This window comes from Spirosoma fluminis (assembly GCF_054778895.1).
This window is the reverse complement of sequence record NZ_BAAGZD010000003.1, coordinates 694,791-720,716: the sequence shown is the minus strand read 5'-3', so window position 1 is coordinate 720,716 and position 25,926 is coordinate 694,791. Positions and strand designations below refer to the sequence as shown.

Below are 25,926 nucleotides of genomic sequence, written 5' to 3'. Positions count from 1 at the left end.
TTACGTCCGAAGGCAGTGTGTCTTGCAAATTTGGTTATAAGCGGCTGCCAAACGTGCGTAGGGCCGTCGCTAACTGCTCAAGTTTGCCAACGGTTTGCTCCTGTACATTTGAGCCCTGGGCGATCTGCGTTACGTTGTCGGCCAGACTTGCCAGCAGATTCTTGATCCGGTCGGGATCAGGATTGGCAAACTGGAGTTGCCCACGCAGCTCTTTGAGTTGACTTTCTATAGCGGCTGTGCGCTGGGTGCCCTGAACAACTTCCAGCCAGCCATTGATAAGCTGAACTCCATCGGTCGGCGTAACGGTGCTGGTATCCCCCTGACCAATGGACGAGAACATTTGCTCGAATAAGCGTTGATCTAATGCGTGTGAAGGCATAATCTAAAAAAATATAAGAATTAAAGGGTACACAGTCGTCGAGTTGGGAGTGGTCAGTCAGACTTCTTCGCTTTACAACGCTATGACTATGTGATTTCAACACTCGGATTAAACGGCTGTTGAAAACTGACCGGCGAAATTGCGGAGCGCTGTCGATAAGGAAGTCAGCCGCGAAGGCACGTCTCCTTCACCTTTGCCAGCCAGTCGTTCGGTCTGATCAGCCAACCGGATCAACAACTGCTGGAGCCGTTGCGCATCCGGAGCGCCACCTTCCAGCTCGCTGCGTAGCTGAGTCAGGGGTTCCATAACTTCGCTGGCAATGTGGTTGTTCTTTATCGAGGAGAACCAGTCCGTGATAAGCGACATGCCTTCTTGCGGAGAGGCCGCCTGTCCCTGGTCAAAAGCCCGGATGGTATCGTCAATTAATGTCGTAGCAGACGATCCGGATGTCTGCGAATGTTGGTTAGCCATAAAAATACGTTGAGTCTGAACTGAATTTTGTTAACGAATAAACCCGTGGAGCAGGGGTTTGTTTAATTGGCAAAGAGTGAATGAGATAAAGAGCGAAAGAGTGATTAAACCATGATGTAAGAGCACTCTTTCGCTCTTTATCTCATTCACTCTTTAATATTGCGACCGGCCGCCGGAGGTTCCGGTGTCGGTATCGCTCGAACCGCTGCTGGTTGAGCCGCCCAATACGCCTGACCGCTGGGTACCTGAGTTGTCGCTGTAATCGTCGCCGTTGGAACCGGTACCGTAGCCTGAGCCATAGGAACCGCCATCCTGTGGTCGATCCCTGTCGTCTGAAGACTCACTCGTATCCTGCTCAGAATCTGACGAGTCTTCGGAGGGGGAACTCATACCACCTTCGCTGCCCGTCTGGTCGTCCATGCCATTGCTGTCGACGGTGCCGCCGTTGCGGGTTGAATAGTCAATATCACCTGCGTCGTTGCCCGAACTACCAGCTCCGCTGTTGGTCGACTCGCCACCAACCGTGCTTGTCATCGGGGCCTGACCGCCCGTGTTAGCTCGGCCCGACGAACCGCCCATCTGTTCGCTGAAACCCTGTAAGGCCTCAGTTAGCGGGCTTAGCTTCGTTTTAACGTCTGTATCCGCCGAATTAGCCAGTTGACGTACTTGGTCCGTCAAGTCCTCAAGGATATTTTGGATCTGATCACCGTCGGGATTACCGCTCTGCAACTCAGCTTTGAGGTCGCTTAGGCCATTCGTTATCGGGTTATTGTCCTGTTCATTGTTACGTAATGTGCTGATCCAGCTGTCGATGAGCGAAATGCCGTCCATGGGCGATATGCTCGTTACGTCGCCATTGAACGCATTAACGGTCGTGTCGACCAGATTTGCTGCCTGTTGATTCAGTGCCATAGTGAACGATTCGTTTTTTGAAGTATGAGTTGAGAGTTGAAACGCTTACTGCGCGCTGGCCACCTGCCGGTGTAAGTTTTCCAGCATGGCAACCAATTGAGACAGCTCCTGCTGCTCCGCGCTGGCTTCGGCTGTAGCCGCCACCTTTTGTGTTTGATCAATGAGATCCTGCAACAACGACGCAATGCGGGAAGCATCGGGCCGGTTGTAGCGCTGTAACGTATCGAGTTCGGCCCGCAGACTCGCCAGGGTATCGGCAATGTCATCCGTCATGTCGTCGCCTGCATCTTCCAGCCGGTTCAGCCATTGGTCAATCAACGAAGGTCCGTCCGTAGCGGTTGTTTCGTTAATGGCTCCGTCGAACGTAGTTACTGTCTGCTCAATTAATGAGGTTTGGTTTGGATCTTGTGAAATCATGATTTTACGAGAATTAACGCTGAATATTGATCAAGAACTTCGTTTAGCTCTTAGTGGAATTCTATTGGAGTCGGTTGCTCTTCGCCTGCATTAAATAACCGCTGACGAGTTAGAAAATGATTGGGGCAAGTTCCGTAAACCGGCCCCAATCTTAACCCCGGCTGTCCGATAATGTTTGTAGGTATATAATGATTTTAGTGAACTATTGCCTGAAATTGATACCCACAAATGAACGGCAACAATTACTTCGTCATACCCTGGGCAAAGTCTTTCAGGGCCGTCGACAGGTTCTGCAATTGCACCTTATAGTCGCCTTCGGCGGCATTGTTGGCAAGGTCGACGGTTGAGCCTGACAGGTCGCGCATGACGCGTTCAACCTCCCGCATGTCGTTCCTGTTCAGAGCGTCGCGCAACTTTTCGAGTGGCTCAGCCACCCATTGCGTGCTGACATTGGTGCGGACAATTGCAATCCAGTCTTCGATCAAGTTAACGCCATGATCGTGCGAAGTCGATGGTGCGCCACCGCCCAGCGTAGCCAGGGTATCGTCAAGCATCGTTGTGATTTTCTGATCGTGATGTGCCATGGTTCTGACTTGTTAATAAAGTTGAGCTGGTGCCTTACACGCGGGTTAGATCCTGGGCAAATGACCGCAGCGAGTCGGCGAGTTGTTTTAATGAACTGGCGTACGTGCTGTCGGCGCTGCGTGACAGATGTTCGGTTTGTTGAGCGACCTGGTTCAGCAAATTCCGGACGTTGTCTGCGTTAGGTTCCAGGTTGTGCAGCTCGTCGTAAAGCGCCTGTAAACTTTGGGCGGCTGTCCCGGCACCTTCCGTATGCTTCAATACCGAAATCCAGTCTTTGATCAAATCAGCGCCCGTCGCCGGTTGCAGGTCACGTTGTTGTAAAGTTTGCAGCGTACCTTCCAGCATCGTGGATGGATGAGCATGTGCCATAACGTTGAATCAGTTAGTTTTGACGAAAAGAACTCTACGTACTGGCTATTGTTCGCGTAAGAAGAGTGATTTAATATAAAATCTATTGACTGACTAGGTTACATGGATGCAACCCGCTTACTACCCGATGTTCACTACCAGTTTGCTCGTAGCGGGGGCGCAGGTGGGCAGAATGTGAATAAAGTGGCTACAAAAGCTGAACTGCGCTTTAATGTTCGGCAGTCAGCTTTGCTGACGGACGAGGAGCGTGCCCTGCTGGAAGACAAGCTAGCAGCCAAGCTCACCACCGACGGGGAGCTTGTGTTGACTCACCAGACTGAGCGAACCCAGCTTGCCAACAAAGAGAAGGTCACGAAGAAGTTCTGTCGGCTCGTCGAAAAAGCATTTGAAAAGCCGAAGCCTCGTAAAGCCACCAAACCTTCAAAAGCCGCCGTTGCCGAACGTATCGCCGAAAAGAAGCGGAAAGGTGAGGTAAAGGAAAACCGCCGAAAGATCGACTATTGATACATAAAGGAGAAAATAAAGTAAAAACGTATGCCTGCGCGATTTCCGATAGTAGTCATCAGCGATGATCCCGACCTGACCCCGACTTTGCAGGAAGCCGCAAAACAAGGTTTTCCGGAGGCTGAATTTACCCAGGCGCTTAAGGTCGAGGAAATCAACCGGGACATACATGACCTGCAAACGTTTAGCCTGATTCTGCTTGATAGTGATGTCCGGAACAGTAAATCTGAATTGGAGTTTTTGTCCTTTTTGCGCCTACAGGGGGAGTTGTACCGCCTACCAGTCCTGGTTGTAACGGTAGGGCAGCTTCCCTGCGATCTGGTGGCGGCTTATTCGGCGGAGGCAACCTCATTTACTGCCCGGCCGTTTAGCGTTGAGGATTGGCAGACGTATCTAAGTGCCACACGGCAGAACTATTGGGCGGGAGACCAATAGCTTGCAGTTTTACTAAGATGGTACGCTGTAGTCGGGCTGGATGATACGCTGTAGTCGTGAGGGTATACTAATATTAACAAAGAAGCCCGGTTCTTCCTGAATAGGAAGAGCCGGGCTTCTGATTTTCAAGCTATTTCTACAACTCCCGGATCTGCATGTTCCGGTACCAGACGCGCTCTTTGGGGCTGTGGTTTTGCAGGGCAATCTTGCCTTTTGCGTGCGGAGCCGCATAGGGCCAGCTCGCGAATTTACTTTTGGCAACTAACGCCTTCCAGTCGTCGGAGCCGTATTCGTACTCGACTAATTTCCTGCCGTTGAGATAATGCTCAACGTGGTTGTTGTTGACCACAATCCGGCCTTTGTTCCACTCACCGACCGGTTTTGCTACGTTCATGTCAGATGGCGGAATCATATCGTAGTTGGCTCCGGTTAACTGACTGTCCTTTAATTTATAAGGTTTTCCGTCACCGTCAACGTAGCCTTTGTCGTCGATAACCTGATACTCAGGTCCCGACATATACGTTGACTTAATGTCTGGGTTATCAATCACTTTGTACACAACGCCACTGTTACTGCCCTTCGGAATTTTAAACTCGAACTCCAGCTCGAAGTTCTCGTATTCTTTATCCGTAACCAGATCTCCACCCGTACCGTCAGGGGTCATGGCACCATCTTCAACGTACCAGCCGACGACGCCAGATTTGTGGTAGCTATGCCAGCCTTTAATGGTCTTACCGTCGAACAGCGACGTCCACTTTGATTTCTTGGGTGGGGTGGCCAGCACCAGGGTGCTTAGCAGCAGACAGGGGAGCAGGAGTTTTTTCATGGGATTGATTTTTTGGCTAAAGTAGCAAACATAAGGCGGTGTCGGGCCGCGCTTTGGTTAACTGATTACAGCTACAAAGCGCGGCCCGACACCGCCTTACTCATTATACTCCGCTTAGCTGGCCATGTCGCGTGCCGCTTGCGGATCGTTGTATTTCCGGTCAAGACCCTCTGTCGACTTCTGGTCGGAGCGGTCGGTATCCGAGATCATATCCTGCGCAGCAATGCTGCTTTCGTCCATTAATTCGCGGGGCAGCGACTGGGCTTCACGACCTTCTTCGGGGCGCTCTCCTTTTTGGTAGGAGTCCGTATCCTTTGCGTTTGGGTCGTACGGACGGGCAGCATTACCCGTGTCTGGATCGACTTCCATGCCTTCCTCTGGTCCTGCCGACATCCCCTCGTACTGATTCCCCGGCACAGCCTCACCCGGCTCAACATTGTCGTACGACATAAGACCGGGAGCGCCCGATGTATACGTAACGTAGTTGGTACTACGTCCGCCTGACCAGCTCACCGAACTCCCATTGATCTCATGCGACCGATCAGGTTGATCGGGCTCCTGAATTTCGGGTTCTTTAGGTTGAGGAGTGCCCGGAAGATCAGGAATCTCTGGCCCTGGTATGGGGTTGTAGGGCGGTGTTTCGGGAATGCCTGGCACAGGCTGTAACGGATCGGGTGTACCCGGCGTTGGCGGAATCATGTCGTGAACCGGCAGAGTTGAATGAAGCATATAGCTGCCATTTGACACTTGCCACATCCCGAAGTGACTGGTTGGCGTAGCGTTGTTATCCTGCTGCGTCGTGTTTGTGGTTGGCGTATCTTCCGACGGTAGACCTGTATTTACATCCGAACCCGCATCGGGATTACCCGTAATATCACCCACTGCTATCGGGTCGTCTGGCATTACGTTCGGGTCAAACATGGTACCCGCCCGTAGGGCTGCGTCCGAATTTTCGTATTTCTTTTTGTCGTCACCCTGTAGCGCCCGCTCTTCATCGCTGCCCAGCCGGATGCGGGGCATATCTTCAGAAACGTCGCTGTCTGTATTACCGGTTGACACCAGTTTGCCATCCACCAGCTTCACCATGTTGGTTTCGGCCTGATCGGCACTGAACATGGTTTCCGCGTGTTCGCTGGAAACGGTGTCGGCCTGTCTGGCGCCATCGGAAAGGTTTGCGTTATTTTCCATAATCGTTGTGAATGTTTTTAGTCTATGGAAAACTACCGGGGGCGCAAAAGGTTTACCCGTCTCAAGTCGTACCGATATATTCTCAGTACGGCTTGAGGGCGTCAAACAAAATCTCGGCGGGGTGCTGTGCTTTCCGTCCCGTGCCGTCTTTTATCTGGTGTCGGCAGGAGGTTCCGGCTGCGGATATAATGACATCCTCCGTGGTCTGGCGTACGGCAGGAAAGAGTACTAACTCCCCAATCTGCATCGACAAATCATAATGTTCCACTTCGTAACCAAACGAGCCAGCCATGCCGCAGCAACCCGACGGAATGAGTTGTGCCGAATAGTGTTCAGGTAACGATAAGACGTTCTTCACCGGAACCATCGACGACAGGGTTTTCTGATGGCAATGGCCGTGTATTTTCACTTGGCGGGTTTCTGTGGTGAATACGTCACGATTGATACGTCCGGCTTCGGCTTCCTGGGCGAGCCATTCTTCGAAAAGGAACGTATGTTGGGCGATACGTTGGGCATCGGCTTTCAACTCCGCTGGCACTAAATCCGGGTACTCGTCGCGGAAGGTCAGGATAGCCGAAGGTTCAAGACCGATCAACGGCGTTACGTCGGTGACGAGGTCTTTTAATAATGTTACGTTGCGAATGGCGATTTTCTGCGCATCGTCGACCAGGCCCTTCGAGAGGTACGTACGCCCACTTTCGAGGTGATTGGGAATACTGACCTTGTAACCCAAACGCTCTACTAATTGAATGGCTTTCTGCCCAACTTCTACATCATTGTAGTTGGTGAACTCGTCGCAGAAAAACAGAAGCGAGGAGCGAGGAGTGGGAAGGGTGGAGGACTGACGCTCAGTGTTCGCTCCCTGCTTCTTACTCCTTTGGGAAAACCAGTTTCTTAATGTCGTACCAGCCAGTTCGGGCATAGTCCGCTCGGGATGGAAACCGACCGTGCGGTTGGCTAACCGACGTAAAGCAGGGGTGTCGTAAATGGCGTTATAGGCCCAGGGAGCCAGACTCGCCAGCGACATCAGGCGGGTGAAATTGCCCACCAGCCTGGCCCGCATCGGAACGCCTTTCTCCCGGTACTGCTGCTGGGTGAACTCCGCTTTCATACGCGTCATGTCCACGCTCGATGGGCATTCGGCTTTGCAGGCTTTGCAGGAAAGGCACAGATCCAGTACGTTTTTAACCGCTTCGTAGTCGTGGTCAGATGGAGACGTACCGTTGAGGCTGCCCTGATTGGTATAAAAATGCCGGAGCATGTTCGCCCGGGCGCGGGTAGTATCCCGCTCACGCCGGGTAGCCATATAGCTGGGACACATGGTTCCACCCGAAATGTGGGTTTTGCGGCAGTCACCCGATCCCGAACATTTCTCGGCTAACTCTAACAGGCCACCGTCTTTCGAGAAGTCGAATACGGTTTTGGGTTGTGGTATAACTACGTCGGCCTCCGAACGCAGGAACTCGTTCATAGCCGGGGTGTTCACCACTTTGCCGGGGTTAAACGTGTTTTGCGGGTCCCAAAGCGCCTTTACGTCTTTGCAGAGCTGGTAATTTTCGGGGCCGAGCATGAACGCAATGCACTCACCGCGTAGCCGACCATCGCCGTGCTCTCCGGATAATGAACCCCCGTATTTTTTAACCAGTGCCGCCGTATCCATCAGCAAAGCCCGAAACTTGGCCCGACCGTCCGATGATTTCAGGTTAATAAGCGGCAGTGCGTGAATTTCTCCGGCTCCGGCATGGGCGGAATATTCCAGCTTTAAGCCGTGCTTCTCCCAGGCCATACGATCAAGCTCGTCGATATAGTCGGGCAAGTCGTGAACGTCCACGGCCGTATCTTCCACCACATTAGCCGGTTTATCGTCACCGGGAATATTATACATAATGCTTAGCCCAGCCTTACGTAGCGCCCACGGCTTTTTCGTGTCTTCGTCGTACAAGGTCGGATAGGCGTAACCCAACTCGTTCGCTTGTAATTCGGTCACAAAATTGGCGGCTTTTTGGGCGACGCCCTCCTCTGTATCGTCGAAGAACTCAACCATCAGAATCGCCTTCGGGTCGCCTTCGACAAACGTCCGATTTTTCATCTGCTCGATGTTGGTTTTCGTCAGTTGCAGAATGTAGTCATCAACCAACTCAGACGCGGAACAACTATGCGCCAGGGCCACCAGATTCGCTTCGAGCGATTGCCGGATGGTCATAAAGTGAGCGCACACCAGCGCCGTTTCCTTCGGCGGTAAGGGCAGCAAGTTTAACTTCGCTTCGGTGATGAAGCAGAGTGTCCCTTCTGAACCGGCAATCAGACGGGCGAAGTTGAAACTTTCTTTACCCCCCCTAGCCCCCCCTACGAGGGGGGGAGTTTTTTCGTGAGGATCTCCTGTGCGGGAGGGTTCACCTTCAAAGTTCCCCCCCCCGTAGGAGGGGCTAGGGGGGGTATGGGTAGTAAAAAAATCTATTAACGCATCGAGCGCATACCCCGTGTTACGTCGGCTGACGGTTGGCTTGGGGTAACCCTCGCGAATATTCTGCTGAATTATTGGCTTGGTCAGCCAGTCGCGGAACTGAACGTAGAGCCGCTGCTCCAGTGGACTGACGACGTTTTCGCCCCGGCACTTGGCATCGAACTGTTCCTGGTCGAGTGACCTGAAGGTCACTTCGGCACCGTCGCTCAGTACAGCTTTTACTTCAAGCAGATGGTCGCGGGTGGTGCCCCAGATAATGGAATGTAGACCGCACGAATTGTTTCCGATCATGCCGCCGATCATAGCCCGGCTGGCCGTTGAGGTTTCGGGGCCGAACAGCAAACCTTGAGGTTTCAGGTAGGCATTCAGGTCGTCGCGAATAACGCCCGGCTGAACGCGTACCCAACGTTGGTCGGCGTTGATTTCAAGGATTTGTCCGAAGTATTTCGAGATGTCGACGACGATACCGCTGCCGACAACCTGCCCGGCCAGTGAGGTGCCCGCGGCCCGTGGGATCAGCCCTAACTCATGCTGTTGCGCAAAACGCAGAAGCCGCTTGATGTCGGCGACGGACTTTGGTAAAGCCACTGCCACCGGCATTTCCTGATACACCGACGCATCCGTTGCATACAGCATCCGCTGGGCGGTGTGCTCAGGCGATCCATCGAAATACAGGTCTCCTTCGAACGAAGGAAGTAAGCTGGCGAAAGGGGCTTTTTGCGGTAAACGGAACATAACACGAGGGCATCAAACGTCTTGTAAAGATACGAAACCTGGGTCGGTTTGTGGAAACCTCGTGGCAATCGCTTCAATCAGCAAAACGGATAGCCATGAAAACATACCGCCGACGTCGGCCCATACCTCGTGTAGACATGACGCCCTTTGTGTCTGTTGCTTTACTGCTGATTACATTCTTTGTAGGGTTGAAAATGCTGCAAAGACCTAATGCGTTAGTTATTAAAGATATAGGTAGGCCGGGTAAACATGACATTAATCAATACCCAAAGCATGTATGCATGATCTACCTTCAGGATGAGGACCAAATCAAATTCTTACAGTATCACCATGGAAGTGAGCTAGCGGAGATTGTGGCAACTAGCTACGGTACGTCTGGACTTCGTCGGCTGCTACACGAAACGCTCAAACAGGCTGGCTCTGAAGAAGAATTAGCCATTGTCATAAAGCCAACCGATAAGGCCAATCTTCGTAACATTGTTAATGTGCTCAACGAGTTGAAAATTGCCGGTAACCTCCCGTATTTATTCAATCATCCACTGTTATCTAATGAGAAGCGTATGTTAGCAGACTATGATCGGTTCAGGCAAACCAATAGCAAGATACCAATGTATGTCTCAGCCCAGCCGTCGAAACAGGATGCCATACTGAAAAATCGATAATTAGAACGCATAAACGAAGAGGCCCGCCAAGCAGTTGGGCGGACCTCTTTATGTATGCGTTAGCGCGAACTCCTCGTTATCGATTCAGGTAAACCGTGCCGCTGCTGGCCGAGATATTAACTGCAACACCTCCGCCGTTGACTTTGCCGCGAACCCGGTCGCGTTCGTGCGAGCCGCTGAAGTTCGAGAGTGTACCCACTTCAACGCGGTTGCCGCTCAGATTCAGGTCTGCCCCTTTGTCGAGAGGCATATTGGCATGAATGCTGCCCGCGCTGGTATTCAGTCGTACGTAATCACCCAGTTTTTTAATGGATATGTCAATGCTGCCCGCGCTGGTGCTGGCGTCGATGCTACCCGATACGTTGGCTAAACGTACCGATCCGCCCGACGTACCGGTTTTCAGTGAACCGTCGATGTCGCTGCCGCGCACGCTGCCACCGCTGGTTTGAGCGTCGACATCACCTTTCAGATCATTTAACTCGATGCTGCCGCCGGATGTATGCAGACGCATTTTGCCCGACGACTCTTTCGCGTGAATCGACCCGCCCGAGGTTTGCAAATCCATATCCTGGCGGCAACGGTCGAGATGAATCGATCCTCCCGAAGTCTGGCCGTTGATGTCGCCTTCCACTTCGCTTAGGTGCAGGCTACCACCGCTGGTACGAAACCGCTGTTTCCCATTCAGACTCGCCAGCCGGATGCTGCCCCCTGAGGTGCGCAGATCGGTGGCTACGTTACGGGGCGTATAGAATTTGAAGCCGATACTCAGTGATCGTTTCCAGCGGTCCGTCGCACGGTCGTTGTCATTGCCCCGGCGCTTGGCGGTGGCTACAATCGTGCTGCCTTCCTGGGTAATGTTAATATCGTAATCTTTAAGCCGTTCTTCGATTTCGTCTTTGCTCAGGTTGTTACGTCCGTTCCAGTTGTTTGGCCGGACATACATTTCAACTCGTGCTTCCCGGCCAGCGCTGCCTTCCACGCTCAGGCTTCCGCCCGAGGTTTCGGCCCGAACGGCGCTGATATTGCCCGAGAATGTCTTGGTCTGATAAGGCGTATCGTTGTCATCGACGATTGTCGACACGGTAGCGGTGAACGAGGTTAAGGCGAGCGTCCCCGCGCTCAGAAGGGTCAGAAGGAACTGTTGGCGTTTCATAGTTTTGCTTATTTGGTCTAAAGATGCAGTTCGTGTCTGGAAGGTTGCATAGGCTGTCAGGTTAGCGCTTACGTTCTGTTGGATTCAGTGACAAGTGGCGTGCCGTTTTATCGGTATCTTTGATTATCAGGCTATTGATTCATGCGCTTCATGATGAAACTATCCGGCTCCGAACAACTCGTGTTCAGAACCGGACAGAAGACAGCTTTCGTAAGGCTTACCCCTACGTACCACCAACGGATTAGCTATTTCATCTTCTTTTTCTTCGCCTGAACCGCCGTATCCTTACCCCTTAATTCGGCTAAAGCGGCTTCAAGTACTGTATCCCGACCAGCCTGGAAGTCCGCAACCGTTGGTTTTATTAATAAGTCGGGCTGAATGCCTATCCCGATCCAATCGGTGCCATCGGGATAGGCATCGCGTTTGGTGCACACGCGGGCCATGATACCACCCGGTAGCGAAAATACCAGGGGTTGACCAGTGCTGCCGCCGGTAGGTTCGCCAATGATCTTGCCACGATTCATGGCGTCGAAGGCAACGCAGAAGTCTTCGGCTGCCGAAAATGTTTGTCCACTGGTTAACACGACCACCGGTTTGGTGTAAAGCTTTTTGCCGTTCGCTGGCCACCGGCCCGACCCCGCCGATTCATAAACTATGGTTTCACCCCGCGCCCGACGTAACGGACTGTATTTGCGGGATGAATAGCTCCCCGTTGGAAATGATTTATCAGTGAGGTAACCCAGGATGTCCCAGCCATTGTTACTGTCGCCCCCGCCGTTCTGACGAACATCGAGAATAAGGGCACTGGTGGTGGCAATTGAATCGAAAGCCGCGGCAAACCGTTTGGGAGCTTTATCGCTGTCAAACTCAAACAACTGAATGTAGGCAATATTGCCGGGTAAGATAGTCAGCGTATACGATGGCAGGGGCGTTAAGGCCGAATAACCGCTTCGGGGTAGAACGCGCTCGGTTACTTTTCCGCTGGCATCGGTAAGCGTTAGCCGAACCGGCCGATCTTTCGGCCCCCGGAGCAGGCCATAGATATACGTTTGCACGTCAACGTTCTGCGGGGTGGAACCGCTCTTGTAAGGCCGAACGTACTGATTGGCGTAGTCGATGACAGGCGTACCATCAATCTTCATAATTTCCAGACCCGGCACAATTCCCGAACGTAACAGACTATCGTGCCGAACCTGCCGAACAAACACGCGACCGTCAATTAGCTGGGCTACCAGCGGGGGACGGAACGCCGTGGAGTCGGCAAGCGGCCCGCTTTTGGTCCAGACATCCGTATGACCATCGTGCAATTGGGCATAAAACTGCTGGAGCAACTGAAGGTAAGCGACGGTGCTCGTGGCAGCCTGCACTTTAGGAAGAAAAGCCAGATACACACTATCCCAGTCGACATCCGGAATTTTATCGAAATGGGCAAAATTGTATTTCGCTTCTGACCACAGTTTTGATAAGCCCGCTGCTTTTTCGGCCTGACTTAAATCGGGCTTATACGGAGTAGCCAGCGCTTTTGAATTGAAAACCAGGCTGGCTGCGTTTAGCTGCTTCAGGATCGGCTTGATGAGCGCATGCTGACGGAGAGAAGCAAAAACGGCTTCGTTCTCAACGTAACGGGCATACGTACTGGCAAAGTCACTTTTCAACGGCTCCTGTAATGATTGAGCCGCCTGATCTAACGCATTCAACTGGCATTGGACCGCCGACAAATCAAACAGAATATCATACTTGCGGAAGAACAGCGAACGGTCGTTTTTAGCCAGTTCCTGCACATCGGGTTTGGCGTAATACGTTAAGGCGTTATTGAGAATCTGTTCGGCCTTGCGCAAACTATCCGTTGGCGGATTAGTACCCGTACCGATGACCGCGTCGGCTCGTTTTCGTTCACCTTGTAAATATTCATACGCCTGACTGGCGGTCAACGGTGTCTGGGCTTTACCCGCGAAAGAAAAGAAACAGGACAGCGCAAAAGCCGCCCAGAAAAAGAATGTAGACATACGAAGTTTAAGCGTTCAGGCAAGTTGTAAGAGGAAGTAAGTTAGCTAGTTCACCGAAATTTCAACCCGTCTGTTTTTTGCGCGGTCGCCTTCAGTTGCATTGCTGGTCAATGGGCGCGATCCGCCGTACCCTCTGGCTTCCAGCCGACCCTCGGGAACGCCATGCCGGGTCAGGTAACTGACTACCACCTTTGCCCGATTTTCCGACAAAGCCTGATTCAGCCGTGCGTCGCCCACGTTGTCGGTATGGCCCGCAATCAGGATACGCTGGCTGGGTTGAGCCAGTAACGCTTTAACCAGTTTGTCTAACTCGGCGTACGATTCGGGCAGGAGCGTATAGGCGCTCTGCTCGAAGAAAACGTTACGTAGCACGACCGTTTCACCAGCCGCGAGGTTGACAAACGATTCGGGCAGCCTGGGCGCGGGGGTGGCCACCGCAAATTGTGCCGCTGGTGTTACGTCGGTAACAATACGTCTGGTGTTAACCGGCTGAGCGTCTACACCAGGCCGGGATTTATTAGCCAGACGCATGGCTGGTTTATCAACCCGTTTGGTCGCGATCGCCGTTGCTTTGGCCGGACGAGCGTTACGAGGAGAGAGGTAATGCGCCGGAATCATTTCCGGAAAACGAGAAGCACTATACCGTTCTGGTATGGGCGTTTTCCAGAATAAGTAGATGATGCTGCCTTTCCAGTCGTTGTAGTATTCAACTTTCAGGTCATAATACTGCTTGGCTTTCAGCACTATTTCGCCGACAAACTGGCTGTCGTCCTGCTTACGCCATTCGTCAATGACTTTTTTGCCGTTGACCCAGACCCGTACGCCATCATCGACGGTGGCGCTGAACTGGTATTTGCCCGATACCGGTGCATAGAGCGTACCGGTCCAGCGTACCGAAAAATATTCACGTTGCACACCCGGTGCGGGCAGTTGCCAGTTCCAGTCGAACGCAACCTGCGGGTCGATTCGGGTAAAGGCTTTCCGGTTGAAGTTAGGTCCGTTAAAATATTCTCCTTTCAGGCCAGTAGCGACTGGTTGCTGAGCCAGGGCCAGACTTGCCAGGAGCGACAGGCCAATGATCCACGGTATCCGTAATCGGTTCATGCAACAGGCTGATTTTGTTGATAAAAGGTACGAATTGTACAGAGTAATTCAGGCCCGCTCAATAGGTTGTATGCAACGGCTGATTTTTGTCATTCTAATCTTAGGAAGAACCTTATGCAATCGGCATCAATTGCAATATGATAAGGTTATTCCAGCGGTCTGAACAACAAAAACTAGACTCTGTTTCTCAATTCTGAACAGGAGTAGGATTAACGTGAATTATATATAGAAGGCTGACGCGTAGCTCTTTATTTGTCAGTTAACTCATTAGTGAACGACCCTATAACCGTACCTATAATCAGTCACAAACATGGTCTTTATGGGCTCTTGATATGTATGGTTGTTAATTTTGCCATGTCAACTCAGGAAGTATGACCAAATTTGCGCTGTCACTACTTGAAGCCCTAACCCTATACGCATGGGAGAATTACATCCGGCTACCCTCAGCACAAAGCCTCACTTTGCCATTCTGGATGGCTTGCGCGGAGTAGCGGCATTAGCCATCGTCATCTTTCATTTCATGGAATGGGTGTATCCCGATGCCAGCCAGAATTTCATCGCCCACGGGTTTTTAGCCGTTGATTTTTTCTTTTGCTTATCGGGCTTTGTCATCGGTTATGCCTATGACGACCGAATCCGCCGGTTGGGGCTGGCCGCGTTTTTTAAACTCCGTTTGATCCGATTACACCCATTGGTCATTTTAGGATCGGTAATCGGCCTGCTGGCGTACCTCTTCGACCCTTTTGCCGCAGAGCCCAGTTTAGCTGAGCGGGCAAACCTGTGGCTGACCTTTCTCTGTTCCCTATCTCTTATTCCGCTGCCCGTCATGAAAGAACGGGCGTTTAACCTGTTCGGGTTCAATGCGCCCGCTTGGTCGCTATTCTGGGAATACGTAGCCAATATCCTCTATGCCCTTGTCCTGTACCGCATCAGTCGTCGGTATCTGTCTCTGTTACTTGTACTGGCCGCAGTTGTCCTCTGTCTGGTTAGCTACCGGGCGGGCAATCTGCTGGGCGGATGGTCAGGGGCTACGTTCTGGGATGGCGGTGCCCGGATCGCGTACTCGTTTCTGGTCGGGCTCCTTATCTACCGGGCTGGCTGGATTCTTAAGAATAGCCTTGGCTTCCCGGGTATGGCGGTACTGCTCGGGCTCGCTTTTCTGATGCCCTTTAGTCAATGGAACTGGTTGACCGAGCTGCTCATTGTGCTGCTGTATTTTCCGGTCCTGATTGCGGCTGGAGCAGGAGCTACTCTATCGCCCGGATTTAGCAGGCTGTGTGTGTTCCTGGGCAAACTGTCCTATCCGCTTTATATGACCCACTACGGGGTTATGTGGATCTTCGGAGGATATCTGGCCAGTCATAAACCGGATGCCCTGTCGCTGTTGCTGATTGTGGTTGGCGGAACGATTGTTCTTAGTACATTCGCCTATCTGGTGCTGCTCGTATACGACGAGCCCGTTCGAGGTTATCTAACCGGTCGTCGGTAGCTAAGAATTGCAGACGTAGTACTGTGAGTGGCCTGCCTGGCTTAATTAATCGGCAGGATAACCGATATCGTTGTGCCTTTGCCAACTTCCGACTGAGCCTTAATAATCCCGTTGTGGTTCTGGATAATTTTGCGGCATAAAGCCAGGCCCATGCCGGCACCTTCCTTGTTGTTGGGCAAGCGCGAGAAAATGGTAAAAATCTTTTCGAGCTGAGCCTGCTCAATTCCTATTCCGTTATCTACAATCCGAATCTCGACAAAGCCGGATTCTTGCTCTACCAATCCGTAATCCGTTCCCTGAACAGGGGTTAACTCGTTGCATGAAATGTCGATAACGAGCGCCGTTTCTTTTTTTGAGAATTTAACAGCATTGGAAATCAGTTGGTAAAATACCTGCTCCAATTGCGGGGGTACAGCCCGTATCGAAGGAAGATTGGCAATATGAACCGTTGCCTGTTTGCTGTCGAGCAGGGGACTTAGCTGATCGCGTACGTTCGCGGCAAGCGTATTCAAATCAACAGTCTCGAAGGCAGCCTCTTCGTCAGATAAGGTAGAAAAGACCGACAGGTCTTTGATCATCATGGAAAATAGCTGAGCACTGCTGTTTACCTTTTTTGCCAGGTCCTTTACTTTATTCACATCGTTTTGCTCGGTAGCGTCGAGGAGCATACCGCTAAAAAGTCTGATTTTTCGAAGAGGTTCCTGGAGGCTGTGGTTAGACAGGTGTCGATACTGGCGGTTTTCGTTGATGGTGTCGGTCAGTTGCCGGTTCAGGATTTGTAAAGCGGTCTGACTGCGCTCGATCAGTTCTATATTTTGTAAATGAAAGCCAATCAGCTCGGCGAATACGCTGAACATATCAATCACCTTCGGATTGTTGAGGTTGGCCGGTTTGGGGTCAATAGCGCAGAGAGTCCCGAAAAACTCGCCATTTTTTAGGATGATGGGAAACGATATATAGCTTTGAAACCCGTACTGCAAGGGCGTGCGGTGATTGCAAAATTGCTCGCTGGCGGCTACGTGATCGATAATAACGGGTTCATGACTGTCGCGAATTTCATTACAGATCGTCGTTTCTATCTTTAGCTCATCGCCGGGGGTTAGCCCAAACTGAATATCGTCGCGCACACTACACGCAATCCATCGCTCTTCGGTTACGCGCGCAACAGCCGCAAACCCCATCCCCGTCGTCTGGCATATTACGTCAAGAATACCGGGAACAACCGAGAGCTGCTTTACCCTATCAATATCTTTAGACAAGTCAGCGTCTATATAAATCATCCTGTTTACAAGTGTGATCTATCAAAGATACTGATTTTAGAAAACCATGATACGTTCGGAACAGCGTACGTTCGAAACAAGGTAAACGGTACGTCTATACGCTCTTGATTTCGTCTGGTGCCGTATGACCGGATCTTTTACCGCACTGTTCAATACGCTTCGCTTTACGTAATGGGATCATACCGTAAATCAGCTACGTACACAGAAAAATTTATTTGATGACAACCGTATTGGGTTCGCCTTGCCGGACTGAGAACGCGGACTGAATCTGAAGGGCACCGTTCTGGTGATAAACGAGCCGGTAGTTCCCCGGCTGTAGCTTAAGGGCATACGGGAAAAAGCGGTTGTCGGCACCAATCCGGGTGTCTTTTTCAAGCGAATAATCTTTTGAATCGCTGGTAATGATCAGCCTGATTTTGCCCGTGCATGACTCGCAGCGGAACGTAACGACTTCCTGATCGGCAAACGGTACGTCGCCATCGGGTGGAACAGGCGGCTGAGGAGGACGTACCGTCGCACCACCCGTTGGCATGGGCGCGTTCTGTATGGTGAGTGGTGGTCGTGGGGCAGGCGGCTGGCCAATGCCGAGTGAGTCCAGAATCCGATTCTTTAAGGCCGTCTGTTCCGAACGGCTCAGGCCAGTGGTGTTGAACGTCCGATTGTAATGAATGGTCTGACTGTTCCGTACACCGTCTACCTGAATCGACAGCGTTTTTCCGTCTTCGTTGATGGACGTAGTGAGTGATGAGGCAGACGGATGTTGGGCTGTGGCTACCAGGCTTAGGCCTAACAGAGCCAGTGTCAGAACTGAATGCATAGAAGTTGTCGGTCGAGATACTGAACTAAGTTGCTCAACTGACGTGCCACCAACAAAAAAGCCGTTTCTATGATAGAAACGGCTTTTTGGCTATACATCTCTGTCCGAAACTGGACAGGCTTCGTCCGATTGTGTACCCGATGTTGCGGACTCAACCCGTCCGGAATCTGACCAGCGGCTTCGTCAATCCGGTATTACGGTTTCACTATTTTATAGATCACCTGCTGCTGATCCGTGTACGCCTGTAGGGTATAAAGTCCCGACGGATGGGTACTCAGATTCCAGTCAATACGCTGCTGATCGATGGCTTGCTGCTGGTAGATAGCGTGCCCACGTGTATCCATAAGCTGCACGTGTACGGCTTTTCCGGCGGCTCCGCTGATCGTCGCTTTTAACTGACCATCAACCAAAGGATTGCCCAAAATGGTTAAGGTTAAACCCGGCTCCGCTGTCGCCTTCTCAACGGCCAGCTCACGGGCCCGGCAACTCGCATCCACTGTCAACCGGAACGGCCCGTAGACGGTAACAGTACCCGACTGATCGGTCGTCTTCAGATAGAAGTTACCCTGAGTATTGCTCTGGGCGTTGATCAGAGTCAGACTCGACGTAGCCGTTCCCCGGAAGAGCTGGGGTGTCTCCATAAGCTTAGGACTGGTCAGGCTGTTCTTGTACCATTCATACTTAAGTGGTTTCCCCACAACCACCACATTGATCGTCGCCGACGCACTGCGGCAGACTGTTGGACTGTTACCGCCGGTAACAGTGGTCGAGGCCGTGGCCGTACAGCCATTGGCGTCCTGGGCCGTCACCGAATAAATCCCCGCGGTCGTGACCGTTGCCGTCGCGCCACTGACTCCGCCCTGCTGATCGGCTCCCGTACTGAAGGTATACGAACTGCCCCCGCTGGCAGTGAGCGTAACGCTAGCGTTGGTAAATGATAGCGGCCCCGTGTTGCTCAGGCTGACCGTTGGTGTCAGCGTACTGCTAGCGACCGTTGAGGTTGCCGCAGCAAGGCATCCGTTTGCGTTGCTGATCGTTGCGGTATACGTTCCCGCTGTACTGACAACAAACTGGCCGGTTTCGTTTGTCTGGCTGGTTTGGCCGTTACTCAACGTATAGGCGGTGCCACCCGTTGCGCTGGCGGTCAACGTAACGCTCGTTGCCGTGCAGGTTAACGTACCGCTGGTCAGGCTGGCGTTGGTTGGTAGTGCGTTCAGCGCTACGTTACCGCTGGTGGCGGTTGCGCTGGTGCTGGCTGAAGTTACCACCGTAACGGTATACGAACCGGTTACCGTAGGCACAAGGCTGGTCTGCGCAGGGCTTGCCGAAACACCCGACGCGCTGGTGCTGTTCGTCCCGTTGCTGATCGTATAACTATACGTATCGCCGGTAGAAAGACCGCTAACCGATACCGAGAAATTGACCGGACTGCCTGCGCATACCGCCGAGGTGCTGGCTACCAGCGTCGTGGTGAGCGGAGCGGGAATCTTACTCAGATCAAAGCGGGCAAACACCGGGCGGTGATCGGAGGTCGTGTTCGTGAAATTGCCGCTGATGGCCGAAAACGAGGTTTGAATCCCCACCGAACCCGGAACGTAGGCGTCAAACAACTCATTCGAGATAATGATTTGATCCAGAAAACTCGATCCGGCATTTCCGAAGAACGTATTGCAGCTCTGCTCATCTTCCAGCGGAAGGGTCAAGCCTGCAAAATTCGTTTTATCATCCACAAACGGTTTGTACGTCGAATTCTGGCCCGTGGCGATGGAGCCCGTCAGGTTGTCGTTGAAATCGCCGGCAATGATGATGTTGGCTTTCGTAAACTGCCCACCCAGAAGGCCCGGCTGCGTTGAACTGTTGGTCAGTAAGTTATACAGATCCAGAATGTCCTGCTTACGGCGGTTATAGTCGGCGGTAGCGGAGCCCGACTTCGCGTGAATCCCGATGATATTCAGTCGGCGGGTGACGCCGTTGATGGTCGCATCGGCCACAAACAGGTACGGTAACCGACCCGACGACCAGTTATTTGGCGCGGAAGCTGCCGGAGTTGTGGTCGGGAACCCGTAGTAGTCAGACAGCAGCGCCGAGGCCGATACAGATGTAACGGTGCTGGTTTTATAAGCAACGCATACTTTCTGGGCCAGGCTCGTCGGTCCGAATACGAAGCCCTGATTGTCGGGCGTCTGCATGCAATCGTCCTGGAAATAATACGAGAAGCGATCCGAACAGCTCAAGGCATAGCCAGCGGGCAGGTTGTTGCGCAGCAGATTCTCATCACTCACTTCTTCCAGAACAAACACGTCCGCGTTGATGGCACTCAGAACCTTGTTCACATTCTGTGCCTGCAACGTTTCGTTGGTTGGTCCCTGATTCTGATAAGACAGTGTTCTATTGGCACAGACAATCGTACCGGCGGGCGCTCCAAAAAACTCGGTATTGAACGTAGCGAAATCAAACGTTTGATCCTGGGTCAGGTTTCCCGAAACCGGCGAACTGCCGCAGTATTGATCGGTAGGGGCCGCCGGGGGCGTCGCTCCCTGCACGTCCGACAACTGGCGGGGCAGCAACTGAATATTGTCGGTACCGGTGGTTGGAGCGTTGGCCAGGAAGCGGTCAGCAATACCCGTTATGCTGAACGGAGCCGTCGGTTGTCCGGCACCTACCAGTCCTGAATTGGCGCTGATCCGCAACGTAGCGGTAGCGGAGTTGACGCTGGTGCTTACCGTTACGTTACCACTGCTGAACGTAGTACTGGCCGGCGATACGCTGGCCCCGGTAATGCTCACTAACTGACCCTGATAATTACCAATCTGATCGAGCGTAATGGGCGTGGGCATCGGAGCCGGGTTGCCGGTGGATACCAGCGTGAACGCCTGAACGCCGTTTACTTCAATGCCGCCCTGATACAACTCGATCCGTCCCTGCAATTTCACTACGTCGCCGATCTGGGTCTGCGCTGTGTAGTCGGTGCCGGAGCCGCTATAGACCAGAACCCCGCCCGTATTGTCCTGAACGTACAGTTGTTTGGTGCCTAATTGTCCTGATGCGGTTACCGTTCCCTGGATGGTAACCGTCTGGTTGACCAGCGTCCGGGCCGTTCCAATTGGCGTAATACCGCCCACGGGTGGGGCCGTAACGGTGCCGCTCACAGGAACAACGGCCGTAGCGCCCCCGCCCTCAAAGGTGATCGTGCCGCTGTAGGGGCCATTTGCTGCGGTTAGTCCAGCTTCCAACTGCACCGTAAATGTGCTGGCCGAGAGGGCCGAGCCGGAGAACGTTGCCGTTGTAGGTGATATAATGAAGGCCGTTGACGACGAACTAGCCGTGATGGTGCCCGTTGCTGCGTTCAGGGACGAACCCGTCACCGAAATCGTGGTCGATGCCGGACCGCTTCCTTCTACGTAAGCCAGTCCGTTGATGCCCGTGCGCGATGATGGAGTGACTACGAGGGACGGACTAGCCGGGCCACCGCACAGATTAACGGGCGAAGCCGAATTTCGCGGGTTAGGCGTCCCGGTTGTAAAATCGGCATTGTTATTATTGGTGTCGGTACAACCATTGAGATTACGAATAGCCGCTGTGGCGTTCGACAGCGTAGGAACTGTCCCTGAGCCTTCAAAGAAGTTGGCGCTGCCATAGCCGACCAGATCAACGATCTTACCTAAATTGGCCTGGTCACAGAGAGTTGCGGTAGCGCCACATCCCAAACCAGTAGCATTGTTTACCAAAGCTACTTTTCCAGCGGACGCGCTTAGGTTGAGATTGGGTGTGGTCAGGTCTGGCTGAATAGGTAAAACCGATCCCACGGTTCCCGCTGATCCAAGTTGCACAAGATAATAGTGACCGGGCTCAATGGTACCGGTCAGACTAACAATAGCTGATGAGTTTGCCCCAATATTGCCTGTACTGCTGCCATACTGCAATGACCAGCCCGCAATGCTGACAGCCGTTCCGCCCTGGTTGAATAGTTCAACGTAGTCATTCGTGTACGTTGGCGTCCCAGTAGTTGCGCCACCACCGCCATACACCTGGCTGATCACTACCTTGCCGGGTGCCTGCGCCCAGGCGTCGGCACAATTCATAGCGCTGAATATTACCCCTACAAACAGGAACAGCCATATCAGTGGCTGTGTTCGTAAATTTTGTTTCATAAAGTTTGATGAATGATTTATTAACATACAAAAATACTAGAGCCTAGTGGTTTTATATGTTAATAAATCATGATATTTATTCATTTAAATAATAACATATTACGTAGCTGGAGGTACAAAGATTGGTTTAACGAAAAACCCGTTCAGCGAGCAGTTGGCAGGTGTTTTCTGCCGAATGCTCGCTGAACGGGTAACCAAGCGTCTGGGAAACGATACGTATCGGGTAGATCGTTGGGATTCAACAGCGGAGGGCTGCTACGGATCTAACCCGGATTACGGGAAGTTACTTAGAAAGGGAAAGTCAAACGGTATGGCTAAACATGATGTGGATAGCGCTTGGATACAGCAAAGGTCCCTTGTTATTGCGGACAACGCTATACCGCTTTCGGGGTATTTTTTGAACTGAGTAAATCTGTTTTTTTTGTTGCAATTCGTTTTGGCCACCCATCTGCAATGAGTTTGGTAAAGCATTCAATTCTGGTCGGGTTTCTGTTTTTCCAGCTCCAGGAAGCCCCGGCGCAGTCGTTGCCGGTATTTTCTTCGGATCGGCGGACGGACAAAGCTTATATGGACAGTCTGTCCCAACTGGCCAAACAGCGCTATCAAACGCTGACCGCCCGACCCCGGACCGCCCGAACCGATACCCTGCGTTTTAAGACGTTACATTATCTAGGAGACTTGTACCGACGATGGCCGGGCCGACGGGATAGCTCGCTGCATTTCGGGAATGAACTCAGCCGTCAGGCCCGCCTGAGTGGCAATCGTTTCTACGAGGTGATCGGTAAACTACTCACGGAAGAATACTACCGCGGTATTGACTACAACACGCCCCAGGCCCTGAAAATCAACGTTGAGCTTCTGGCCAGGCTGCCCGAAACAAATCAGTATAATAATCTCCGGTATCATATTTACCGGAACCTGGGCGATTTATACGGAGCTTCGGAAGAGTATGCCACGGCACTTCGTTATCTGACCTCTGCACAAAGCTTGCTGAACCATGTACCGGCCGCGAATCTGCCTCTGAACCTTAGCCTGCGAATCGATGTGGAACAGCGGATCGGGGCCATCTACAACCAGCAAAACCTGTTCACGGAAAGTGAAAAGCATTATAAAGCTGCCGAAGCCTTACTGTCGCAAAGCCGCTCGCAGACTGAACATGGCTACGTTTATGACGATTTAGCCGAATTGTACCTCAAAAACGAGCGGTATGAGCAGGCGCTTTACTATGCTAAGAAAGCCGAACAAATCTGGGAGAAGATACGTCCACAGGGCGAATCGAACAGTTGGGGTACGCTAGCGGGTGTATATACCGGCCTGGGGCAGGACGAACTGGCCTTTCAGTACGCCCATAAAGTGCTACAGATACGTAAGCCCAGCCGATTTGTTCGCGAGCAGGCCTATATGGCGCTCTATACCTTGTACGAGCGCCGTCAGGACTGGAAAAACATGGCGCTGTATTATAAAAAATACATTGCCATGCGCGATTCGATAGCCACCGGACAGCGCAGCCTTGAATTGATTTCGATTCAGAAGCAAACCGAGTTCGATCGCCTGTTTCTGCATAGTCAGCAGGCGCAGCAGCTACAGGCGCAGCGATTGCTGACTATGCAGAAACAGGCGGAAGTAGACCGGCTACGGGCCAGCGCCCGAACCGAGGCTCTGGCCCGCCAGGCCCGCCTGAGTGAACAGCAGCGCCTGCTGGATAATGAACGGGCGCAGACAACGCTGAATCGCCAGCAAACCACTCAACGTTTGCAGCAGCAGAGCTTTGAACGGCAGGCGCTGGAAGATAAAAACCGGGCTCAGCAAAACTGGATTATGTTTATCAGTAGTTTGTCGGTACTAGTGCTGGGGGTGCTGACCTTGCTGCTGTACCTGGTACAACTGCGAAAACGAAAAGCCGAAGCTGACCTGCGCCTGGCTGAAGAGCGTAAGTCGACCGACGTGCGTATTATTCAGAATCAGGAAGAAGAGCGCCAGCGGATAGCCGCCGATTTGCACGATGACCTCGGCGGAACGCTGGCTACGCTCAGCCGCCGACTTAACGATATTCGCCAGCACATCCACGAGCCCGAAACGATTCAGGCGTTCAACGCCATTCAGCCACTCATCAAAAAGAGCAGCGATGATCTCCGGCGTATTGCCCACAATTTAATGCCGCCCGAGTTCGGCCGAATCGGCCTGCGGAATGCGCTGGAACAGCTCGTTCACAGCCAGCCGTCGCAACCGACGTATTTTACCTTTATTACGTCGGGCCAGGAGTGCAAACTGCCTCTGGAGGTGGAACTGAACGCCTACCGCATAGTGTCGGAGGCCATTCAGAATATTGGAAAACATGCCCAGGCCAGACGGGCGGCCGTGCAACTGATTTACTACGACGACTACGTAACGATAACCGTTGAGGATGACGGATTAGGGAGCCGGGCCGCGCCATCAACCTATGAACAGATGGGAATCGGGTTGAAAAATAGTAATTTGCGCGCCGAATACATTGGAGCGAATTTGTGGCGGGATGTAAATGAAGCAGGCACATTAATCGTTCTGGATATTCCATATTCAGCGCCGATATATGCAGCCCGAAGTGCTCACTCGCATTCTCCTGATTGATGATCACCGCCTTTTCAACGATGGGCTTAAAAGCCTGCTGAACGAACAACCCGATCTGACCGTCTGTGGCCAGGTGTTTCAGGCGAGCGACGCCTTGCCGGTTATTCAACGTACCGATCCGCATCTGATTCTGCTGGATATCAATTTGCAGGGTATTAACGGTATCGATCTGGGTAAAACCATCGTTGCCCATTACCCGGCTGTTCGGGTGGTGATGCTAACCATGTATAATCAGGCGAAACTGCTTGATGAAGTACAGCGGGCTGGTATGCACGGGTATCTCCTTAAAGAGGTCAGCACGGCTGATCTGCTGCGCGGAATCCGGGCGGTGCTGGCTGGCGGCTACTACTTCGATCCTGTTGTGGCGAATCCGGCTCAGGCCGTCGACGACCCCTTTGGCGATGTGTTTGCCCGACGCCTGAATCTGACCTTTCGCGAAGTAGAAGTGATTCGCCTGATTCGTGAAGGGCTAACCAACGAGCAGACCGCCGAGCGTATGCACGTGAGCGTTGAGACGGTGAAAACGCACCGAAAAAACATTCACTTCAAGCTGGGTATCAACAAGGTGACTGATCTGGTACGTTTCGCCATTGAGCATGGGTTGTAACGTTCATCGCTGCACCAGAAACCGGCGAGTCGTATAAAAAGCAAAACCCTCTCGTCGAAACGAGGAGAGGGTTGCCTACTTTCCCTACATGAGAAAAGATAATGAACTATGAATTGTGGAAGAAGGCTTATTGATTCGCCGTGGTGATACCAAAGCTGCGCTCAGTTTCTTTAATAATAGCCTGCTTTTCGCGTTCGGTTTTACCCACTACGTTCGCCGTCCGTTCGATGACCAGTTCTTCGCCGTCTTTCTTAAAGATGTACTGCATCCAGAGCCGACCGTTGGCTTTGTCTTCACGAAACAACACCGAAGCCGGGGACACATCGCTGAGGGATAAGGTTGGGTCGGTACTTGCCTGAAGCGCCTGATCGGCAGCCTGTGCGTCACTGTTAATCACAACGGCAGCTGTCGCGTCGTCGCACGAGGTTTTCTTTAGCTTTGGTTCGCGTTTCCGAACGGCCACCCGTTGGTAAGACCCCGAAAAAGCCTGATCCAGTGAATCGAGAATGCTGCTTTCCAGCGCTTTTACGGCACTGGCGTCCAGATCTGTTACATCGAACGACCGGTTGTAATGCAGTGAGTTGCCTGATTGCTCCATGTCAACCCGAATACGAAGCTGCCGACCGTCGGTCGTAACGATTTTGCTAGACGACCGTTGGGCTACTGCGCTGAATCCAACCGCAAGTAGTACCAGAGTAAATAGCATTTTCATAGATTAGAAAAGAGTTGCGTGCGGTTCGATTAGACAGGTAGTGTTTCTACACA

22 protein-coding genes are annotated in these 25,926 nt (G+C 52.3%); 6 read left to right on the top strand and 16 right to left on the bottom strand.

Annotation, left to right across the window (positions count from 1 at the left end; genetic code table 11):
* Positions 1-34 precede the first annotated feature (34 nt).
* The 6 genes from ACYVBJ_RS04885 to ACYVBJ_RS04860 all read right to left on the bottom strand — a co-directional run bounded on the left by ACYVBJ_RS04885 (position 35) and on the right by ACYVBJ_RS04860 (position 3,133).
* Positions 35-379, bottom strand: a complete 345-nt coding sequence (locus tag ACYVBJ_RS04885; protein ID WP_460981168.1) for a hypothetical protein — start codon at positions 377-379, stop codon at positions 35-37.
* 108 nt (positions 380-487) lie between these two features.
* Positions 488-850 carry a hypothetical protein gene (locus ACYVBJ_RS04880; RefSeq protein ID WP_460979106.1) on the bottom strand — a complete coding sequence of 121 codons (363 nt, stop codon included), beginning with the start codon at positions 848-850 and terminating at the stop codon, positions 488-490.
* A 153-nt stretch (positions 851-1,003) separates the two neighbouring features.
* On the bottom strand, positions 1,004-1,762 hold the full coding sequence (locus tag ACYVBJ_RS04875) for a hypothetical protein (protein WP_460981167.1): 759 nt from the start codon (positions 1,760-1,762) through the stop codon (positions 1,004-1,006).
* A gap of 45 nt (positions 1,763-1,807) precedes the next feature.
* On the bottom strand, positions 1,808-2,179 hold the full coding sequence (locus ACYVBJ_RS04870; RefSeq protein ID WP_460981166.1) for a hypothetical protein: 372 nt from the start codon (positions 2,177-2,179) through the stop codon (positions 1,808-1,810).
* Positions 2,180-2,421: 242 nt separating this feature from the next.
* Positions 2,422-2,763 carry a hypothetical protein gene (locus ACYVBJ_RS04865; protein WP_460981165.1) on the bottom strand — a complete coding sequence of 114 codons (342 nt, stop codon included), beginning with the start codon at positions 2,761-2,763 and terminating at the stop codon, positions 2,422-2,424.
* A 34-nt stretch (positions 2,764-2,797) separates the two neighbouring features.
* On the bottom strand, positions 2,798-3,133 hold the full coding sequence (locus tag ACYVBJ_RS04860; protein ID WP_460981164.1) for a hypothetical protein: 336 nt from the start codon (positions 3,131-3,133) through the stop codon (positions 2,798-2,800).
* 102 nt (positions 3,134-3,235) lie between these two features.
* On the opposite strand from ACYVBJ_RS04860, the gene arfB reads away from it, so the two are divergent.
* Positions 3,236-3,637, top strand: coding sequence for an alternative ribosome rescue aminoacyl-tRNA hydrolase ArfB (arfB, locus tag ACYVBJ_RS04855; RefSeq protein WP_460981163.1), 402 nt, complete (start codon positions 3,236-3,238; stop codon positions 3,635-3,637).
* A 30-nt stretch (positions 3,638-3,667) separates the two neighbouring features.
* On the top strand, positions 3,668-4,072 hold the full coding sequence (locus tag ACYVBJ_RS04850) for a response regulator (RefSeq protein ID WP_460981162.1): 405 nt from the start codon (positions 3,668-3,670) through the stop codon (positions 4,070-4,072).
* Between the two features lie 136 nt (positions 4,073-4,208).
* Here ACYVBJ_RS04850 and ACYVBJ_RS04845 read toward each other — a convergent pair whose 3' ends face one another.
* The 3 genes from ACYVBJ_RS04845 to ACYVBJ_RS04835 all read right to left on the bottom strand — a co-directional run bounded on the left by ACYVBJ_RS04845 (position 4,209) and on the right by ACYVBJ_RS04835 (position 9,285).
* A complete protein-coding gene (locus ACYVBJ_RS04845; protein ID WP_460981161.1) occupies positions 4,209-4,898 on the bottom strand; it encodes a 3-keto-disaccharide hydrolase in 690 nt (229 codons plus the stop codon).
* A gap of 114 nt (positions 4,899-5,012) precedes the next feature.
* Positions 5,013-6,086: a hypothetical protein gene (locus ACYVBJ_RS04840; protein WP_460981160.1), complete on the bottom strand. Its 1,074-nt coding sequence runs from the start codon at positions 6,084-6,086 to the stop codon at positions 5,013-5,015.
* A gap of 82 nt (positions 6,087-6,168) precedes the next feature.
* Positions 6,169-9,285: an FAD-binding and (Fe-S)-binding domain-containing protein gene (locus ACYVBJ_RS04835; RefSeq protein WP_460981159.1), complete on the bottom strand. Its 3,117-nt coding sequence runs from the start codon at positions 9,283-9,285 to the stop codon at positions 6,169-6,171.
* Between the two features lie 95 nt (positions 9,286-9,380).
* On the opposite strand from ACYVBJ_RS04835, the gene ACYVBJ_RS04830 reads away from it, so the two are divergent.
* Positions 9,381-9,947 (top strand): biopolymer transporter ExbD, encoded by a 567-nt coding sequence (locus ACYVBJ_RS04830; RefSeq protein WP_460981158.1) that lies wholly within the window; start codon positions 9,381-9,383, stop codon positions 9,945-9,947.
* Positions 9,948-10,023: 76 nt separating this feature from the next.
* On the opposite strand, the gene ACYVBJ_RS04825 is transcribed toward ACYVBJ_RS04830, so the two are convergent.
* From ACYVBJ_RS04825 to ACYVBJ_RS04815, 3 genes are all read right to left on the bottom strand, one after another.
* Positions 10,024-11,100 (bottom strand): DUF4097 family beta strand repeat-containing protein, encoded by a 1,077-nt coding sequence (locus ACYVBJ_RS04825; protein ID WP_460981157.1) that lies wholly within the window; start codon positions 11,098-11,100, stop codon positions 10,024-10,026.
* A 245-nt stretch (positions 11,101-11,345) separates the two neighbouring features.
* Positions 11,346-13,106: a S41 family peptidase gene (locus ACYVBJ_RS04820; protein WP_460981156.1), complete on the bottom strand. Its 1,761-nt coding sequence runs from the start codon at positions 13,104-13,106 to the stop codon at positions 11,346-11,348.
* A gap of 45 nt (positions 13,107-13,151) precedes the next feature.
* The gene (locus tag ACYVBJ_RS04815) at positions 13,152-14,210 is read right to left on the bottom strand and encodes an OmpA family protein (RefSeq protein WP_460981155.1); all 1,059 of its coding nucleotides are present in this window, start codon (positions 14,208-14,210) and stop codon (positions 13,152-13,154) included.
* Positions 14,211-14,628: 418 nt separating this feature from the next.
* Here ACYVBJ_RS04815 and ACYVBJ_RS04810 point away from each other — a divergent pair, with 418 nt between their 5' ends.
* Complete coding sequence (locus ACYVBJ_RS04810; protein ID WP_460981154.1) at positions 14,629-15,699, top strand: acyltransferase family protein; 1,071 nt, start codon at positions 14,629-14,631, stop codon at positions 15,697-15,699.
* Positions 15,700-15,740: 41 nt separating this feature from the next.
* Here ACYVBJ_RS04810 and ACYVBJ_RS04805 read toward each other — a convergent pair whose 3' ends face one another.
* From ACYVBJ_RS04805 to ACYVBJ_RS04795, 3 genes are all read right to left on the bottom strand, one after another.
* Positions 15,741-16,979 (bottom strand): sensor histidine kinase, encoded by a 1,239-nt coding sequence (locus ACYVBJ_RS04805; protein WP_460981153.1) that lies wholly within the window; start codon positions 16,977-16,979, stop codon positions 15,741-15,743.
* 211 nt (positions 16,980-17,190) lie between these two features.
* On the bottom strand, positions 17,191-17,796 hold the full coding sequence (locus tag ACYVBJ_RS04800) for a hypothetical protein (RefSeq protein ID WP_460981152.1): 606 nt from the start codon (positions 17,794-17,796) through the stop codon (positions 17,191-17,193).
* Between the two features lie 194 nt (positions 17,797-17,990).
* Positions 17,991-21,878 carry a lamin tail domain-containing protein gene (locus ACYVBJ_RS04795; RefSeq protein WP_460981151.1) on the bottom strand — a complete coding sequence of 1,296 codons (3,888 nt, stop codon included), beginning with the start codon at positions 21,876-21,878 and terminating at the stop codon, positions 17,991-17,993.
* 528 nt (positions 21,879-22,406) lie between these two features.
* Between ACYVBJ_RS04795 and ACYVBJ_RS04790 the strand changes: the two genes are divergently transcribed.
* Together ACYVBJ_RS04790 and ACYVBJ_RS04785 are read left to right on the top strand one after the other, a co-directional pair.
* Positions 22,407-24,554, top strand: coding sequence for a tetratricopeptide repeat-containing sensor histidine kinase (locus tag ACYVBJ_RS04790; RefSeq protein WP_460981150.1), 2,148 nt, complete (start codon positions 22,407-22,409; stop codon positions 24,552-24,554).
* Positions 24,517-25,161: a response regulator gene (locus ACYVBJ_RS04785; RefSeq protein ID WP_460981149.1), complete on the top strand. Its 645-nt coding sequence runs from the start codon at positions 24,517-24,519 to the stop codon at positions 25,159-25,161. The genes ACYVBJ_RS04790 and ACYVBJ_RS04785 overlap by 38 nt, the downstream gene beginning before the upstream one ends.
* A 127-nt stretch (positions 25,162-25,288) precedes the next feature.
* Here the strand turns inward: ACYVBJ_RS04785 and ACYVBJ_RS04780 are convergent, their stop codons facing one another.
* On the bottom strand, positions 25,289-25,873 hold the full coding sequence (locus ACYVBJ_RS04780; RefSeq protein ID WP_460981148.1) for a hypothetical protein: 585 nt from the start codon (positions 25,871-25,873) through the stop codon (positions 25,289-25,291).
* Positions 25,874-25,926: the final 53 nt, after the last annotated feature.